Genomic DNA, 17,454 nt, shown 5'->3' with positions numbered 1-17,454 from the left:
AACTACAACCAGGACGGGGCGAGGCAGCGCAGGCCGGATCCCCCCACTCTGGGCCATCCGTCGTACCACGAAATCCCCGATCATCAAGCGATCCGCTCCGGATGGGTTTAAAGTTTTCCTTGGGCGTGAGGTCACCCCATCCGGCCCAAGGTCGTGCCCTGCCAGATTCGGCACTCAGCCGTCATCGGATGAGCATGGCAAGCCCTGTGACTGCGAACAGCAACCGGTAGCGCCGTTGCATCCATAGCGCTGTCTCTGAACTCAATCCGCGCCGAAGCGCCTGCGCGGACAGGGCCACCTGCAGGGACCACAGAATCGCAGAACTCCAGATCAGCAGCCGGGGCAGGAGGTCAAGCATGGCCAGGACGACGATGAGCGCATAAGCAAGGGTGAAGATCCCCAGGCTCGCGAGAAACGTGCGCTGGCACCCAAACACCACTGCGCTCGTACGGATGCCATTGAGGGCGTCTCCCTCATGGTCACGCACCTCCTGATTGAGATGGCCGGCGGCAAACACCAGGCCAAAGAAAATGCTGATGGCGAGTCCTCTGCCATCCAGCGGATGGAAGAGGGTATACCCTAGCAGGAAGTGCAGCGAGCCTCCAACCAGGTGATTGATCGACGCCGCCACAGGTGTGCTCTTCCCAACCGGCGAGCATGAATAAAGGAGGCCGAGGACTGCAATCGCAGTGCCCAGCAGCACGGCTGGTCCTCCCACGATGGCGAGGGCCATGTTCGAGAAGATCAGCAGCGCCATGGCAATGCGCGCGACATCCCCCCGGGAAATACCCTGCCGGGTAAAAACAAGCCTCGCGCGCCGGGGATCACGAAGGTCGCTGCGATGACCGGCCCAATCGTTCAGGACAAAAACATGAGCGGTGAGCGCCAGGCTGCCGAGGACCAGCAGCACCATCCGGAGCACGGCGCCCTGCTCCAGGCTGAAACCGCCGAGGAAGCCGCCAATGATCGGAGAGGCCTGGAGCGCACCCACCTCAAGCGCCCGGGTGGAGACAAAAAACCGCACCACTCGTGCATAGTGCCGCAACACGCCTCGAATGGTCATGGCGGTGAGGGGCGCGGCGAGGTGGGGTTCTCAACGGTAGCTTCGTAGAGCCGGAGCCACAGGGCGTATCCAGAATCCTCGGACCAATAGAAGCGTTTCACGGTCGCACTCATATCATTGTGGTAGAGCATCGGCGGCGACTGGCGAAGCTGGGCGAAGTCGCCGTCGCCGATGCGCACCAGCAACTGACGAATCGCCTGCCGGAGGTTCGCGTCTTGGGGAGATTCAAGGATCGCAACAAAAAGACGTACCGCTTCGCTCCAGACCTCCTGGCCCTCAGGCGTGAGCGCCAGCCGCTCGATGGGCAGGGGAATATCGCAACCAAGTTGTCGCAGCTCGGCACAGCGGAGGTAGGGCACGAGTGGGGCTTTGGCGTAGTAGACCCAAACGTCCTCCTCCACGAACGAGCGCTGCATCGCGCGAGCGAGTTTCTCTGCGGCAGGGGGATCCAGTTGGCGAAGCATCAGATAGATGTGCATCTGGATGGTGAGGTCGGTCGGATTGGGGTCGCGACCGGGATCCAGTCCCTGGTACTTGTCTCGCGGAGCGAGCCAGGTGCGGTACAGACCTCTCTTGTCGCGATATCGAGCCAGTTCCTTGAGCATGGGTTCCAGTCTCGGATCATTCTTGCCCGGCCCGGCGATCCTCCAGGCCAGCGCCGTGTCGTCCGAGTCCGGGGTGATGGCATGTCCCAGGTGGCCTATGATGGGACCATCCGGCAGTCCGTGGTAACGGACCAATCCGTTGCTCTCGATCTGCGCCGCGAGGTGCCGTTTTGCGCGATCCATCGCTTCGCTGAGACCTCGCTGGCTTGCGATGGGTGAAAGCAAGTCCACCAGCATGGAGGTCAGGTAGGTATTCATCTCCGGCTGCGGATCCTCGTAACGAAGGCGCTTCGTGTAAGTGGTGAGCCAGTAGCCCTGCTCGTTCTGCCGTGAGCGCAGCAACGACGACGCACGCTCCGCCATGGCACCGAGATCTGCCAGCGTCGCCGGCTTTTGCGGCGTCGCGGCGATTTCCGTGGCGGGATCTGGAGCGACCACGAAAACGCGCCATTCACCCAGGATCCGGACATCACTTCGCGGCTGGATGCGGAGGGCGAGCTGAAGCACGCGCTTCCCCGGTCGCACGCCTCGTGTATTGGCATACACGCGCCATCCCGAGAGCGCATCGGTGTGCATGGCTGCGTTGACATCTGCTCGCGGCAGGAACTCCATGGTCGTGCCAACCGCAATCCCGTCGATCAATACCAGAAGTTGGGCCGGCGTACGGCCCCCGGCGAGCGCCCAACCTTCCAGCACCGTGTTTGGCCCGAGCTCCGGAATCTCTCTCGTGCCAGCCACCATCAGCGTCGGCCCCACGCGATCGAGGGAGCCGAGCGCGTTGTCCAGCAGCTCACCGCATGCCGGTGGCTGACGCAATTCCTTGATAAACGGAATGTTTTTGTAATCCCACGCTCCCTTCATCGACTGGTGCCCCTCGGCCCAGATGCGTTCCTCGCTCAATCCGGTGTACCAGAAGGCACCAATGGCCTGCACCGCAATCGACACCGCCATGGTGGTGACGAGTACCCCGCGCGCGAATGGTCGAAGCACGAGCGGAGCCGGAGCGAGCAGCCAGACGAGAATGGGCAGCATGTCCGTCAGCCAGCGGGGCCCCCAGCACGCCCCGGCACGCCAGTCGAACTGCGAATAAAACGCGAACTGGGTGAGGGCCGCAAGGCTGAGCGCGATGGCGAGCACCTTTGTATGGGGGGTTCTCAACCGCTGCATCAATCCCAGCGGGAGAAACACCAGGAACGGTGAAAAGATGAGCAGCCCACGACTGGGGCTGACAAGCAGCCCGGCCACTCCCGCAAGTCCCGGTTGGTAGAAGCCCCTGCCACTCTCGAGGCCATACGCCCCGTTCAAGTTGCCGATGAAGTGAATATTGTAATACAGGTGTGCGGCCAGCGGAACAATGCCCCCGACGACTAGCCACAAAGCACCCCGCCGCTGATTCCAAAGCGTGAAGATCCCGAATGCGACGGCAATCACACCGTCGGGCGGACGATTCGCCGTCATCAAAACACAAGCAGCACCCAGCAACGCCGTGCGCCATGGCGACACCTTGCCGACAGCCAGCAGCAGGGCGAGAGCGATCAGCAACTCAGCCGTCCCGTGCTGCCAGAGCGCCTGACTGGAGATCATCCACGTATTGGTCCCAAACGCGAACGCCAATGTCAGCGGGATGCTCCACCTGCCGCAGTCCCGGCGCAGCACCAGATACATCAGGACAGAGGCGATCGAGGCTATGATCGATGCCGAGATCTTCTCCATCCATTCCGCCACCCAACCGACCTGGGGCTGTCCCCAACCGTGCTCATTCAGCCAGAGAACGGCCGGCGCATACAGCGGTGCCACGAGCACAGGCGCGACCACGGGATACAACGACGCTCGCTCGTGCTCGAGAGTGCGGGCAATCCAATACGCCCACGGCTCAAAGTACGCGACCTTGGCTTCCCCATCTATTGGCCGGTTCCACCCGACGGTCTGGGAATGACCATGCGCCACCAAACGCGCATTCGTGCTGCTGATCTCAAGCGTGCCATGGCGCCAGAGAATCAGCGGCAGGTAGCGCGCAGACAGCGTGTCTCCAGCGCCAATCTGTCGGAGATTCGCGTTGTACACGACGAAACAAACCAGGCCCAGGAGGATGGGCGTCGCGAGGGATCTGAGTTTGGAGGAGATGGATGCCAGGAACAATGGATTGCGTGGGAAGGTTGAGCGCCACAACACCCACTGGCCTCCAAGTTTGTCAAAGAGAAGTGCCTTCAACACACCACCTCGACCAAATGCAATGTGCACGCCCGAGGCGATGAGACTCGATGAAATTCACGATCCCATAAGGGACACCTAGGGTGCCATTCTTGAACCCTGCTTAAACCCCAAATCTTTGAGATCAATGAACTGAATTCCCCGGGTCGTCGATTCTGCATCTTGAAAAGCGGGATCAGCGCCCTGGGCCACGACGATGCCAACGGGTCTCTTCCGTGCTTTCATGTTTTTTGCGACCCACCCGACGTAGGATGAAATTTGGCCAAAAGTGTTGCGGCTCGCACGAACATTCTTCAGTTCAACAATGACGAAGCGCTGAGATCTTTTGTCGTAGCAGAGCAAATCGATTCTGCCTCCGTTGCCGGAACACACTGTTTGTCGACCACGAAGCTCCAGGTGATGACCATGCCGAATGAAAGGCGAAAGATCTTCGGCAAGGTGATTCTCGATTTGCTCTTCCCGCAAAACTCGCCGGGGCATTCGCCGCGACTCAGCGGTTTCGAACTTTTTGGCGGCACCTGGATTCTTCTTTTCGATCATTCGCACGAGTCGAATCCAGTGAGCATCTGGGATGGCGAAAACGCTGCGCTGGAGGTTACCGCGCAACGCGCTCCATTCCTCAAGATATGGTTCCGCTCTCAACTCGGCGAGTGTCAGCGGTCGCTCGAACTTCGCCCGGATGATGTACTCGCATCCGAACGACCAGCCACGCTTTCGGGCTTCTGGTTGGGCAGCAATCGGATAGGCATCGCTCTTCGCTTGCATAAGATACGCGATGTCTCGGCGCGGCGATGTTCTCCAAAGGAGGGCGAGATCGCCTTGTTTAGTGTCTCGATGGCAAGTCCACCATGCATCGGAATCCACACCAGAAGCAGGGTCCAGGTCCAAACTATCTGTGCCATCTGGCCCCGCGTAGAATTCAGGGGTGGTGACCCACAGCCAATGCGATATTCGTCCTGTCATCAACTCACAGTAAGTGGCTGATCCGCCCTGTTTTCCAAGCCTTTTGGCATTTTGGAGGCGGGGGCGGGAATCGAACCCGCGAATGGAAGTTTTGCAAACTTCTGCCTTACCACTTGGCTACCCCGCCAGTATCTGGCGCGAATTGGCATCCTACCGCGGGGTGGAGTTCTGTCAAACTGGGAGTGCAAGGGCTTGCCCGGGGTTTTTGATGGTTTCATGCTGTGGTATCGTATTGTTCTCCCATGAGCGAGGGCCAGACGGACACTGCCAAGGCTGAGCTGATCCCATCACCTACTCCGGCGAAGTCGGGCGGCGGCGGATGGTGGAAGGCGTTTGCCATTGTGGCGGTGACAGCACTGCTGTGTTTCACCGGGGTGGCCCTGTATGTGGGCATGACGCTGAAGGAGGCCTTCACCGAGCCGGGGAAGCTGCTGAGCGGTTTCTTCTCCACGGAGGTGAAACATTCCGCCTCCCAAGTGCTGCTGGAGATCCAGCGCACACACGGAGACAGCTTGGAGGTGGCCTCGCCCACCACGACCATGGAGACCTTCACCAAGGCGGACAGCAAGATGGCGGCTTGGGGGAAGATCTACCTGGGTACCACCGTCACGGAGATCAAGGTGCCGGCGACGTACCGGTTCCATGTGAAACTCTCGGAAATGAAAGACGCGAAGGTCGAGGGCAATGTGCTCATCATCACGGCGCCTGAGATCCGGCCATCACTGCCCGTGGCCTTCGACACCGCGGGGATTGAGAAGAAGTCCGACAGCGGCTGGGCGCGCTTCAACAGCGAGGAACAGCTCGCGGAGATGGAGAAGAAAATCAGCGAAGGGCTTGGCGAGCGTGCGGTGAAACAAGCGGAAGTGGTGCGCGAGCACGCTCGCAAAGACATTGAGGAGTTCGTGCAGCGCTGGATCGTGGACAACAATCCCAAGCTCCGCGAACAGATCCGCGCCATCAAGGTGCTCTTCCCCGGCGAAACCGCCGAGAAGGTGAAATCGGAGACGCAGCTGCCGTAAGGGAAGGGAAGCCCCGGCCTCATACTTTTCCCAGCGCAATCCGACACACCGGTTGCGCGCCCGGTACTTCCGGTGCTCTTTCTTCAGTGCCGGATTCAGAGGACATCATCGCGGAAGACACCCCCGCCGACACCGAAGCCACCAGCGCGCCGATTCACGACGCGCGGGAGGCACTGCGCAAGCACTTCGGTTTCCGTGCCTTCCTCGATGGCCAGGAAGCGGTCATCGCTGCCACCTTGAGCGGCCAGGACGTGATGATCATCATGCCCACCGGAGGAGGCAAGTCGCTGTGCTACCAGCTTCCGGCGATGGTGATGAACGGCGTCACGGTGGTGGTGAGTCCGCTCATCGCGCTGATGAAGGACCAGGTGGATGCACTGCAGAATCGCGGCATCCCGGCCACGCTCATCAACAGCACGCTCTCATTCGAAGAGCAGAAGGACCGCATCAACGCCCTGCGTCGCGGCGAGTACAAGCTGGTGTACGTGGCTCCGGAGCGCTTCCGCAGCAACATGTTCGTGGACACCATGCGGCAGGTGGACATCGCGCTCTTCGCCGTCGACGAAGCGCACTGCCTCTCGCAATGGGGCCACGATTTCCGCCCGGACTACCTGCGTCTCGGTGATGCCTTGGAACGCCTGGGCCGCCCCCAGGTGCTGGCCCTCACCGCCACGGCCACGCCCGAGGTGCGCTCAGACATTCAGAACACGCTGAAGCTGCGCGATCCGCATGTCAGCGTGCGCGGCTTTTCCCGGCCGAACCTGAGCCTGCACATCACGCACACAGAGAAGAACAAGGACAAGTATGAACGGCTGCGCGACATCGTGCAGCACTGGAAAAAGGGCATCGTGTACTGCTCCACGCGCAAGAAGGTGGAGGAGATCTCCGCGCTCTTCGACGAATGGCGCATCAAGGCCATCGCGTACCACGGTGGCATGGATGACAAGGGCCGCGAGGAGGCGCAGAATCGCTTCCTGCAGAAGAAGGTGGAGATCGCCGTCGCCACGAATGCCTTCGGCATGGGCATCGATCGCTCGGACGTGCGTTTCGTGGTGCACTATGATGTACCCGGAAGTATTGAAGCCTATTACCAGGAGGCCGGTCGTGCCGGTCGTGATGGCGAGCCTTCGCACTGCGAGCTGCTCTTCAACTATGCGGACACGCGCACGCAGGAGTTTTTCATCGAGGGGAACAATCCCTCGTTTGAAACCATCCGTGATGTGTATCAGGCATTGCTCAATGATGCAGACAATGCGCATGAAGTGCACGCCACGATCGAAGACATCACGGATCGTGCCGGAGTGAAGAACTCCATGGCGGTGAGCAGCGCGCTGAGCATGCTGGGACGGCAGGGCTACATCGAGCGCTTCGACATTCCCGGTAAACGCATGCGCGGCACACGTCTGCTCCAGCCCAAGGTGCTGGCACGCGGACTGGAGATCGACAAGGCAGCGCTCGCGGAGAAGGATCGACGCGATCGTTCCAAGCTGAAGTCCATGGTGGAGCTGTGCTACGCAGACCGCTGCCGCCAGCAGGTGATCCTGGAATACTTCGGCGAGAAGAACGCCAGCACCTGTGGCAACTGCGATGCGTGCAAGCGTGGCGGCCTGAAAGCGACTGCGCGCGCGGGCACCAGTGAGGAAGTGGAAGTCCTGCGCAAAGCCTTGAGCGGTGTCGCTCGCATGAGCATGCGTGAATCTGATGGCACCTGGACACCGCGCTTCGGCCGCGGTCGCATCGTGGCCATGCTTACCGGCAGCAAGTCCCGCGAAGTGGTGGACTCCGGCCTCGATGAACTGAGCACCTACGGCATCCTGAAAAATGTGGGCACCGCCGGTGTGAACCAGCTCTTCAAGGAAATGGAAAAGCAGGGCATGGTGGAGACCACCATGGAGAGCGACTATCCGCTGCTCCGCCTTACCGACAAGGGCGCCGAGGTCATGCGCAAAGGCGGCAGCATCCGTATGCAATGGCCCGATCTCACCAAGCGCGTGGAGATGACCAAGAAGAGCGCGTCAGGGGCGGACGACGACGAGGAACTGGTCGCCACCGAGTTGGGCTTCGACGAGAAGCTCTTCGACAAGCTCAAGAAGAAGCGCCTCGAGATCGCGCAACGCGAAGGCGTCCCGCCCTACATCATTTTCAACAACAGCACGCTGGAATTCTTCACGCGTTTGAAGCCGAGGACGCAGACTGCTGCGTTGAAGATTCGCGGGGTGGGGGAACTCAAGGCCATGCGCTGGCTGCCGGAGTTCCTTGAGGTGATCAAGGGGCATGAGGGGTGATGTAAAGGAAGATGCGTGGTCTCTATCGACTCGCCAAGTCACTGGCTGCATCCCCACAGAATGATGGAGTGTATTGCGACCGACACCTTGGTCCCGCTTCGCGCATGAACGTCAGGTTAAGGATACAGAAGAGGTGCCGAAGGCCTTGGACTGCGTGCAGCCCTGCTGCCGCCTTCCTCAAGTGCAGCCTGCTGCACGCTTCACCGCGACGAAGTCGCCAAGCTTCTCTGGACGCATCACCCTGCGAGCAAGTGTCACGATCGCCACAGCAGGCTGTGGACTCTTCAAAGCGGCAGCAGGGGTGCGCGCAGTCCAAGGACGCTGCGCGTCACAGCATCCGGATCATTCGGGTGAATCTCCTTTCTCTATGATATCACGCAGTCCTGTTGACCTGACGCCCCATACTACTTCTTCCCCACCTTCTCCAGCCTCTTCTCCCACCGCTCCCGCTCCTTCCCCACAATATCCGCCGGCTTCGTGGTGAAGTAATCATACGTCACCTTGTTGTGCTCGGCCATGTCGTGGTACGTCTTGTAGACAATCCCATCCTGGCCACCCGCGAAGATAGGTTCGCCACTCTCCACATCGTAGAAGCGCGCCCAGAGCACTTCCGTGGAAGCGGGGTCCTTCACATAATCTGTCTTGCCGTCGGCATTCGTCGCCTTGCGCAGGTCCGTGATGCGATGGGCATCCAGCCATGCGATCGCATTCTCCACCGCGGAACGCACGGCCGCCGTCGTCGGGCCATCCCGCATGAGGAACTTCAGCAGATTCGCGCTCTCGGCTCCGCTGAGTGATACGGGTTCCTTCAGACGGGCAGCCACTGGCGCCAACGTAATGGGATGATGCTGGGCGCACCATACGGTTGGCTTGCCCTTCACGTTCACCTGACAGTTCAAGAGGCACTGGATGCCACGTGCATATGAGTCGCTGGCGCGTTTCCGCAACGCTTCATCGCAGAAGCCATAGGGTTCCTTCGCGGTACTTACGGAAAGCAGCAGTTCCACCGCATGCAGCATGGCATCGTCATTGAGCGTGATGGCTTCATGATAGCCCGACTCCAGCGGATACACCTGCGGCCAGCCGCCATTCGGAAACTGCGCGGACAACAACCACTCCAATCCGCGCAACGCTCCGGCGCGACAGTCCTCGCGCTTCGTGACCTGATGCACCCGCGCGAGAAACTCGATCTGCTCCGTGGTGCTATAATTATCCAGCGTGCCGCAGTAGTGCCAGCCGGCTTCGCTCTGCGTGGTCCAGTGCGTGCCGGGTGCGCGTACACCTTTGGTGTAGTCCACTGCCTTGGACCACGCGCCAGAGGGTGTCTGATAGCTGAGGATGGTGGTCGCCAGTGTGCCCGCTTCCGCACTCGCGAAATACGCAGCCTCCACCTTGGTGGGGCAGATGAACCGTGCTCCATCGGTGGGAGCGATCTTGGAAACAGGGGCACGGGTCCCGCGGCATTCCCCCGCAAGCGTTTCGTGATCACGATGCTCGTGTTCGCGGGAGAGCGTTACATAAGCCGTCCACGCCGCACGCTCCGCATCCGGCAGCGCGGCGATGCGGTCCGGTGTTACATGGATGAACGCCGTGGGCTCAGGCCGTGTGACGCCAGTTTCTTTGATGACCTTCTCACCCTCCAGCGCGCGGACTTCCACGCGGTACCACCCACCCGCGGGCATGGGTGTAGCGAGTTTGAAGGTGCCCGTGGCGTTTGGTGGATCAAAATGACTCCATGCGATCTGGTCTTCCGGTCCGCCGGGGAGCACGCGCCACTGCCAGGCGTTCGCGGTGATGTTGGTGGTGCCGGTGATGCGCAGGGCAACGTAGTCAGCCTTTACCGTGAGCTTGAGGGTGGGTGAGTCCGCTGCCGAATCTTGAGCACGAGCGATAGGCCCAAGGCTCCAGGACAGGAGAGACAGGAACGAGGCGAATAGGGCCTTCACACGCATGCTACGAGGCTGCCATGGGGGAGGCCTCGTGTCTACATCACGCTCAGGGGAAGGTAGAGCGCGTCGCAACGAACAGCCTCTCGAGCCCCTGAGGCACCATGGACTCTGCATCTGAACGCCCTTCCACAAAATGGGACGGTAGGGATGCGCTCCTGCGCGTCCGTAGATGGCGGGCGGAGGGGGAGGGGGATGCCACGTGGCGAGGCCGTTTCGTGCCGCAACTCCGCACCCCCTCCGCCCACCTAAAGTGGGACACGCAGGAGCGCATCCCTACCGCATCTTTGGTGGAAGGGCGTTTGACTTGAAAGGCGTAGTCCGCAGAACTGCTTTGACTGTGTCTCATAGCCCACTGCGAAAGGCACGTGCTCGCCCAACGGAGTCTTCGGCACGCTCTCATTTGGGCCAATGCGTATGAGCACTCCTGCCCCATGGGGTACTACTCGCCCAGCGTCCAACCTTACCCCAAGTGCTTCCCACCTCCATCCCACTCCAACAAAAAGCCGCCATACCCACAGGGCATGGCGGCCGAATATCTTTCTCGCGCGAGCGCTTCTACCTCACAAACTACTCCGCCCTCTTCTCAATCCCCAGCAGCTCGTTCGAAGCGCGATTGCCGGTTTCCACGCCGCCGTTCATGAAGCCCGGAGACTCGCCGCTGGTGTGCTCGCCGGCAAAGAGCAGATGTCCATCCAGCTCGGGTGAAGCCGCTGCGCCGTAGACCCAGGTGTACTGGCCCACCTTCGGGCAGGAGTAGCTGCCCTTCATGGTCTTGATGCTCGGCCAGTTCATCATGGTGCGGTTGCCATCGATCTTGGCTTTCACGCCGGGGAAGATCTCATCGAACTCGGAGACGAACTTGTCCAGCCGCTCCGCGCTGAACTGCGCGCCGAGCGAGCCGCCCATGAAGTTCGTGATGATGGCGCTTTCACCCGCCTGACCACGGCTGGTTTCCCACGCGGTCTGGAAGGGCTTGTCGGAATACACGGCGCCGTTGCAGAAAAAGTCGCGGCCACCAGCGGGCTTGCGCCACACCTTTTCGGAGAAGCCATACATCACCTTCAGGTTGGTGCCGTAGCCCATTTCCTTGATGGCCTTCTGCTTGTCCTCGCTCAGCTTGAGAGCCGACACACCTTCAATGCCACGCAGGATGGTGAAAGGCAGTGCCATGATGACGTTCGCATAAGAGGGCGTGACCAGCTTGGACTCGGTGGCGAAGCTCAGTTTGATCTTGCTGCCGTCCTCCGCGATCTTCACCAGGCGGTGGCCGCCATTACACTTCACAGTGCGCTGGATTTCACGATGCACCGCCGTGGGCAGCGTGTCATTGCCACCGCGCACGCGGAAGGCTTCATCGCTGGGGCCGAAGACCTGAAAGCCATTGCTGGTGTCCGGATTGATGAAGTCGATCAGATTCAGCGCGGATTGCTGATCCGCATCAATGCCGTACTCGGGCACATAGGCCACCTCCAGCATCTGGAGCAGCCAGCGGTCTGCGCCGCCGCCGATTTGATTGAGATAGTCCTTGAGGCTGATGTTGTCGAACTGGCGCGCCTTCGCGGTGAACTCCTCCTTGTCATCGTAGATGCCCTCGGCATCCGCGGCGATGCGCTTCGAGAGCGGGCCGAAGGCGGCGATGACATCGTGGTCGGTGTAGATCTTCCCGCCGAAGTGGTAGAAGTCGAGACCGGCATCGCCCTCCTTCAGGTTTTGCAACTCCACGCCGAGTTCCTTCGCCAGTGCGATGAGATCCTCGTGGTTGGAGTCCACCAACTCGCCGCCAAGCTCCACGAACATGCCTTCCTTGTTGAAGTCACGCTTCGTCCACATGCGGCCACCGAAACGATCGAGCGCCTCATACAGGTGCACTTCCACACCCGCCTTCATCAAGCGGTAGGCGGCGGTGAGACCCGCGATGCCACCACCGACGATGGCGACAGGGCCCTCGATTTTCTTGGTCGGCTTGGCCTCGTCCTGCGCGCGCAAGCCCACGGCACCCAGAGCAACGGAGGCACTCGTGGCACTGGTCAGGCGGAGAAAGTCACGCCGTGTCTGCGTAGGCACGGCGGAGTTGCGCATGGCGCGCATGAGGGCGCGGAAAAGGGGAGTGCGGCCGGATTTCATGGATGTGGAGAGCTATTGTGAAAAGGGAGGTCGACTGTGACGTGACGGAGGCAAAAGAGGGGCGTGGTCCCACCATGGAGACCACGCCTGCAGATACAAGTCTTTGCTGCGACGGGAGCGTTATTCGTCGTTCGTGGGTCCAATGCCGATGAGCCACACCTTCAGGAAGTTCATCACCTGCTGCTTGGTGAGCTGGTTGGCATCGAGCTGGTAGGTGATCTTGCTCGCGGTCACGGAGTCCTCGCCGCCCACCTTGGCCATGGTGTCGACATACGCCACCGTACCGGTGAGGGAGGGCACGCTGTTGTCCACGGTGAAGAAGGCCTCTTCGTCGTTGGCGGCTTTGAAGGCATCCGCCTCGGTGCTGGCAGGCTTGTTCTTGTCTTCGTTCCAGCGGAGGTTGAACTCGTACTGGCCCTTGCCGTTCGAGGCGCGGTTCGGATCTTCCACCCACTTGATGGAGCCGGTCACTACGTCGTCATATTCCTTGCCATTGAGCGAGTAGTGGAAGCGGATGCCGTTGGTCAGCCAGTTGCCGGTTTCGTAGTCGAAGTCGAGGTTGCCGTTCACGGTGCACTTCGGGTAGCTCTGGGCCGGGCCGGCGGCGAGCACCACGTTCTCGAAGCGCATGGGGTCCACGTTCTTCACTTCGATCTTCACTTCCTTGCCCTGGAGACGACGCACATAGGACATGGCGCCACCGGTCTTCTTGCCCTTGCCGTAGAGACGGCCACCGAAGTTGTCGGTGAAAGCAGGAGCCTTGCCGATGGCATCAATGCTGATGCGGTGCTTGCTGTCGTCCGCGCCGGTGAGCTCATAGGTACCGTCCGCGCCGATGGGCACGGTGCCCACCCACTTCCCGACGGTCTTCCTCTGGGTCATGTTCGTGGGATTGATGACACCGAGATCCAGCGAGTAGAAGTACTGGCCGGGTTGCTCCACGCTGCCGAGAATCTTGCTCGTGATCAGCGGCTGGCGTTCCACCTTGCCCTTGAACTCGGTGGTCTTTCCGACCGTGAGAGCGGTCTCATACACGTCCTTCGCGCCCTTCTGTGGCTTCCCATCATCGGTCAGGCGCGTCCGGGTGTTGAAAGTGATGTTCACTGTGCCGTTGATCGCACCGGGCTGGGAAATTTTTTCCAGCTCCTGCGCCTGAACGGTCGCCAGAGACAACACCAACAGAGGGAGTAGACGGAGTGTTTTCATGGTTCGGATACTTGATGAGAGATGTCTATTGAGCGCGAACAGTGACAATGGATTGACAGGTTCGTTCAAAATGCAAGGGGCGGTTTCCGCACACACGTCCCCAGAACGTCAGAACGGGGAAAGCTGCAAGTCGAAGCCGCGTATTCTCCTCCCATCACCGATCCCCTGTTGCAGAAACCGTGAAGAAAGCCGCCTTCGTCCTCACCTGCCTCGCCCCGTGGCAACTCGCCCCGGCAGCGGTGGACTACGTCCGCGAGGTGAAGCCGCTCTTCGCCACCGCATGCGTGCAGTGCCACGGTGCGGCCAATCCCAAGGGGGGCCTGCGACTGGACACTGCCGCAGCAGCCCTCAAAGGGGGCGACGCCGGTCCGGCCGTAGCGCCAGGCAAGGCGGACCAGAGCCTCCTCCTCACGCTCCTCCAGGGGACGCACGACGAGATTCCGCAGATGCCGTACAAGCGGAACCCCCTTGCGCCCGAGCAGATCGCTGTCATCCAGCAGTGGATCAACGAAGGCGCGAAGTTCCCGGCGAACGAGGCGCCGAGCGAATGGACCCACTGGTCCTTCGTAGCTCCCAAAAGGGAGAAGTCCGGCGCACGCGAGGGCACGGGGGTGCATCCCATTGATGGATTCATCAACGCCACGCTCGCGAAGCAGGACATCAAACCCTCCCCACGCGCGGAGGCCACCACGCTGGTACGCCGCCTTTCGCTCGACCTTACCGGACTGCCGCCTGGCATCTCCGAGGTAGAGGCCTTCACCACCGACTTCGCGAAGGATGCCAGCGGCGCCATCGGCAGGTACGCGGATCGCCTGCTGGCCTCACCGCACCATGGCGAGCGCTGGGGCCGCTGGTGGCTGGATCAGGCACGCTATGCGGACAGCAACGGCTACAGCATCGATGCGCCACGCAGCATCTGGCCCTACCGCGACTGGGTGGTGAAGGCGCTCAATGCGAACATGCCGTTCGATGAATTCACCATCGAGCAACTGGCGGGTGACCTGTTGGAAAAGCCGAGCGTGGATCAGCTTGTGGCCACCGGGTTCCATCGCAACACGCAGGTGAATGGCGAGGGCGGCATCGATCCGGAACAGTTCCGCATCGAGTCCGTGTTTGATCGGGTGGGCACCACGGGCACGGTGTGGCTCGGGCTCACCATCGCGTGTGCGCAGTGCCACGATCACAAGTTTGATCCGGTGACACAGCGCGAGTTCTACTCGCTCTTCGCCTTCTTCAACAACCAGGAACAGGACGGTCATGGCGGAACCAAGACCGCCACGGTGGAGATTCCCGATGCGAAGAAGGACATTGCCGGACTGAAGCGCGAAGAAGCGGAGCTGAAAAAGAAGCTGGAGGCGATGATGCCGGAGCGCCTTCCCGCCATCGCACAATGGGAGTCCACCCTCAGCGAAGCCGCACGCAAGAAGCTGAAACCCGACGCGCGCAAGGCCCTGGCGGCAGCCGCGGAGAAACGCAGCGCCGCGCAGCACCGCCTGCTCTATGTCCAATTCGCGTTCAACGACGCGGAATTCAAGGGCCTGAATGACCGGCTCACCGATGTGCAGGCGGAACTGGCCACGAAGACCACCTCACTCATCATGCGAGACTTGCCGGAGCCGCGCGAGACCCACCTCTTCATCAAGGGCGACTTCACCCGCCCGGATGAAGTCGTGAAACCCGGCACGCTGCATGTGCTCAATCCGCTGGTGGCCCACGAAGGAAGCCGCCAGCCTACGCGCCTGGACCTCGCGCGCTGGCTGGTGAGCCGGGACAATCCGCTCACCGCCCGCGTGATCATGAACCGCGTCTGGCAGGTGTACTTTGGCCGGGGACTCGTGGAGACAGAGAATGACTTCGGCACCCAGGGCAGCGCGCCCACGCACACCGAGCTGCTCGACTGGCTCGCGTGCGAGTTCATGGACAGCGGCTGGGACCTCAAGCACATGCACCGGCTCATCGTCACCAGCGAGACCTACCAGCGTAGCTCAACCGCGCGAAAGGATCTGGCGCTCAAGGATCCCACCAACCGCCTCCTCTCCTATCAGCGTCGCCTGCGCATGGATGCCGAGATGGTGCGCGACGCCTGCCTGAAGATCACCGGCCTCCTCAATCCCAAGCTCGGCGGCGCACCCGTCTACCCGCCGCAGCCTGAGGGCGCGATGAACGTGGGCCAGGTGAAGCGCCCGTGGCCCACAAGCACGGGGCCGGACCGCTACCGCCGCGGCCTGTACACCTTCTTCTTCCGCGCCAGCCCACATCCAGCGCTTACGGTGTTTGATGCGCCTGATTCCTTCACCACCTGCACGCGCCGCATCCGCAGCAATACCCCGCTGCAGGCTCTGACCATGCTGAATGACCCGGCCTACTTCGAGCTCGCCCAAGCCATGGCCAAGCTCGTGGAAAGCCAAGGCGTGCAGGCCGCGTTCCGCCTGTGTGTGGCCCGCGAGCCTGCGCCGAAGGAACTGGCCACGCTTTCCGAACTCGACCCGCTCACTGCCGCGCGCGTGCTGCTGAACCTCGACGAAACCATCACCCGCGAATGATGCTGATGCCTTCTTCGAACGACATCTCCCAACTCCACACCACGCAGGCCAAGCTGCTGGCCGGTACGCGTCGTCATTTCTTCAGCCGTTGCTCCATGGGCCTCGGCTCCATCGCACTGGCCTCACTGATGGCCGAGCAGCAGGCCAAGGCCGCACCTTCTCCGCAGGATCCCCTGGCGCCGCAGAAGCCCCATGGAGCGCCACGCGCGAAGAATGTCATCTACCTCTTCATGGCGGGTGGTCCGTCGCAGCTCGAGCTCTTCGACTACAAGCCGAAGCTTCAAGAACTCAACGGCCAGCCCATCCCGCAGAGCTTCATCGAAGGGAAACGCTTCGCCTTCATGAACAGCAGCCACGGCGTGAAGCTGCTCGGCGCGCGTCGTGAATTCAAACAGCACGGCCAGAGCGGCGCGTGGGTCAGCGACCTGCTGCCGCATACCGCGAGCGTGGCGGATGACCTGTGCTTCGTGAAATCCTGCGCCACGGAGCTTTTCAATCACGCGCCGGCGAAGCTTTTCATGAACACGGGCAGCGGCCAGTTTGGCCGTCCCAGCATGGGTGCTTGGGTGACGTATGGGCTCGGCAGTGAATCGCGCGATTTGCCCGGCTTCGTGGTGCTGCAGAGTGGGCCGCGCGGCCCACGTGGCGGCGCGGTGAACTGGGCCAGCGGCTTCCTGCCCACCACCTACCAGGGCGTGCCGCTCCGTGGTACCGGCGAGCCGATTCTGAATCTCAGCACGCCCGGCGGGATCAGCAGTGCGAGCCAACGCAAGGCCATTGATGCCATCCGTGATCTGAACCTCGCCCGCCTCGTGGAGACCGGCGATGCCGAGATCCAGACCCGCATCAACTCCTACGAGATGGCCTACCGCATGCAGACCAGTGCGCCGGACCTCATCGACATCAGCGGTGAGAGCCAGGCCACGCTGGATATGTACGGGGTCGATCCCTTGCAGCCCTCCTTCGCGAGGAACTGTCTCCTGGCCCGCCGCCTCGTCGAGCGCGGCACGCGGTTCGTCCAGTTATACCATACAAACTGGGACAGCCACGGCGGTCCGGGCGAGACACTGGAGGATGACTTCCCTCCGCGTTGCCGCGAAATCGACCAGGGCTGCGCCGCCCTCATCCGCGACCTGAAGTCCCGTGGCCTGCTGGAGGACACCCTCGTGGTGTGGGGTGGAGAGTTCGGCCGCACCCCCATGGGTGAGAACCGGGACAAGACCGGCCGCAACCACCACATCGACGCCTTCACCATGTGGTTCGCGGGCGGCGGCGTGAAGGCCGGCCATACTTTCGGCGAGTCTGATGAGCTGGGTTTCAACGCCGTGGAGGACAAGGCCCACGTGCACGACCTTCACGCGACCATCCTGCACCTCTTGGGAATCGACCACAAAAAGCTGACCTTCCGCTTCCAGGGACGGGACTTCCGGCTCACGGATGTGCACGGAAAATTACTACGTGGAATGCTGGCGTAAGTGGCAGATTT

10 protein-coding genes and 1 tRNA gene are annotated in these 17,454 nt (G+C 61.4%); 4 read left to right on the top strand and 7 right to left on the bottom strand.

Annotated features, from left to right (window positions below):
- Positions 1–181: 181 nt before the first annotated feature.
- The 4 genes from G5S37_RS31015 to G5S37_RS31000 all read right to left on the bottom strand — a co-directional run bounded on the left by G5S37_RS31015 (position 182) and on the right by G5S37_RS31000 (position 4,969).
- Positions 182–1,063, bottom strand: a complete 882-nt coding sequence (locus G5S37_RS31015; RefSeq protein ID WP_165210594.1) for a UbiA family prenyltransferase — start codon at positions 1,061–1,063, stop codon at positions 182–184.
- Positions 1,060–3,909, bottom strand: a complete 2,850-nt coding sequence (locus G5S37_RS31010) for a hypothetical protein (RefSeq protein ID WP_165210591.1) — start codon at positions 3,907–3,909, stop codon at positions 1,060–1,062. The genes G5S37_RS31015 and G5S37_RS31010 overlap by 4 nt, the downstream gene beginning before the upstream one ends.
- 48 nt (positions 3,910–3,957) lie before the next feature.
- Positions 3,958–4,842, bottom strand: coding sequence for a PDDEXK nuclease domain-containing protein (locus G5S37_RS31005; RefSeq protein WP_165210588.1), 885 nt, complete (start codon positions 4,840–4,842; stop codon positions 3,958–3,960).
- Positions 4,843–4,894: 52 nt separating this feature from the next.
- A tRNA-Cys gene (locus tag G5S37_RS31000) sits at positions 4,895–4,969 on the bottom strand.
- Positions 4,970–5,084: 115 nt separating this feature from the next.
- On the opposite strand from G5S37_RS31000, the gene G5S37_RS30995 reads away from it, so the two are divergent.
- Positions 5,085–5,861, top strand: coding sequence for a hypothetical protein (locus G5S37_RS30995; RefSeq protein ID WP_165210585.1), 777 nt, complete (start codon positions 5,085–5,087; stop codon positions 5,859–5,861).
- An 86-nt stretch (positions 5,862–5,947) separates the two neighbouring features.
- Entirely contained in the window at positions 5,948–8,146 is a 2,199-nt protein-coding gene (locus G5S37_RS30990; protein ID WP_240914754.1) for an ATP-dependent DNA helicase RecQ, read from the top strand.
- Between the two features lie 404 nt (positions 8,147–8,550).
- On the opposite strand, the gene pelA is transcribed toward G5S37_RS30990, so the two are convergent.
- The 3 genes from pelA to G5S37_RS30975 all read right to left on the bottom strand — a co-directional run bounded on the left by pelA (position 8,551) and on the right by G5S37_RS30975 (position 13,425).
- The gene (gene pelA, locus G5S37_RS30985) at positions 8,551–10,098 is read right to left on the bottom strand and encodes a pectate lyase (protein WP_165210582.1); all 1,548 of its coding nucleotides are present in this window, start codon (positions 10,096–10,098) and stop codon (positions 8,551–8,553) included.
- A 564-nt stretch (positions 10,099–10,662) separates the two neighbouring features.
- Complete coding sequence (locus tag G5S37_RS30980; protein ID WP_165210579.1) at positions 10,663–12,219, bottom strand: NAD(P)/FAD-dependent oxidoreductase; 1,557 nt, start codon at positions 12,217–12,219, stop codon at positions 10,663–10,665.
- Between the two features lie 120 nt (positions 12,220–12,339).
- Complete coding sequence (locus G5S37_RS30975; RefSeq protein WP_165210576.1) at positions 12,340–13,425, bottom strand: hypothetical protein; 1,086 nt, start codon at positions 13,423–13,425, stop codon at positions 12,340–12,342.
- A 179-nt stretch (positions 13,426–13,604) separates the two neighbouring features.
- Between G5S37_RS30975 and G5S37_RS30970 the strand changes: the two genes are divergently transcribed.
- Together G5S37_RS30970 and G5S37_RS30965 are read left to right on the top strand one after the other, a co-directional pair.
- The gene (locus tag G5S37_RS30970) at positions 13,605–15,968 is read left to right on the top strand and encodes a PSD1 and planctomycete cytochrome C domain-containing protein (RefSeq protein WP_165210573.1); all 2,364 of its coding nucleotides are present in this window, start codon (positions 13,605–13,607) and stop codon (positions 15,966–15,968) included.
- A gap of 5 nt (positions 15,969–15,973) precedes the next feature.
- On the top strand, positions 15,974–17,443 hold the full coding sequence (locus tag G5S37_RS30965) for a DUF1501 domain-containing protein (RefSeq protein ID WP_206026231.1): 1,470 nt from the start codon (positions 15,974–15,976) through the stop codon (positions 17,441–17,443).
- The last annotated feature ends 11 nt before the right edge of the window (positions 17,444–17,454 follow it).

This window comes from Roseimicrobium sp. ORNL1 (genome assembly GCF_011044495.1).
In the GTDB taxonomy this organism is placed as follows: Bacteria; Verrucomicrobiota; Verrucomicrobiia; order Verrucomicrobiales; family Verrucomicrobiaceae; genus Roseimicrobium.
Note: the sequence above shows the minus strand (reverse complement) of the source record. Positions and strands in the feature narration are given on the sequence as shown.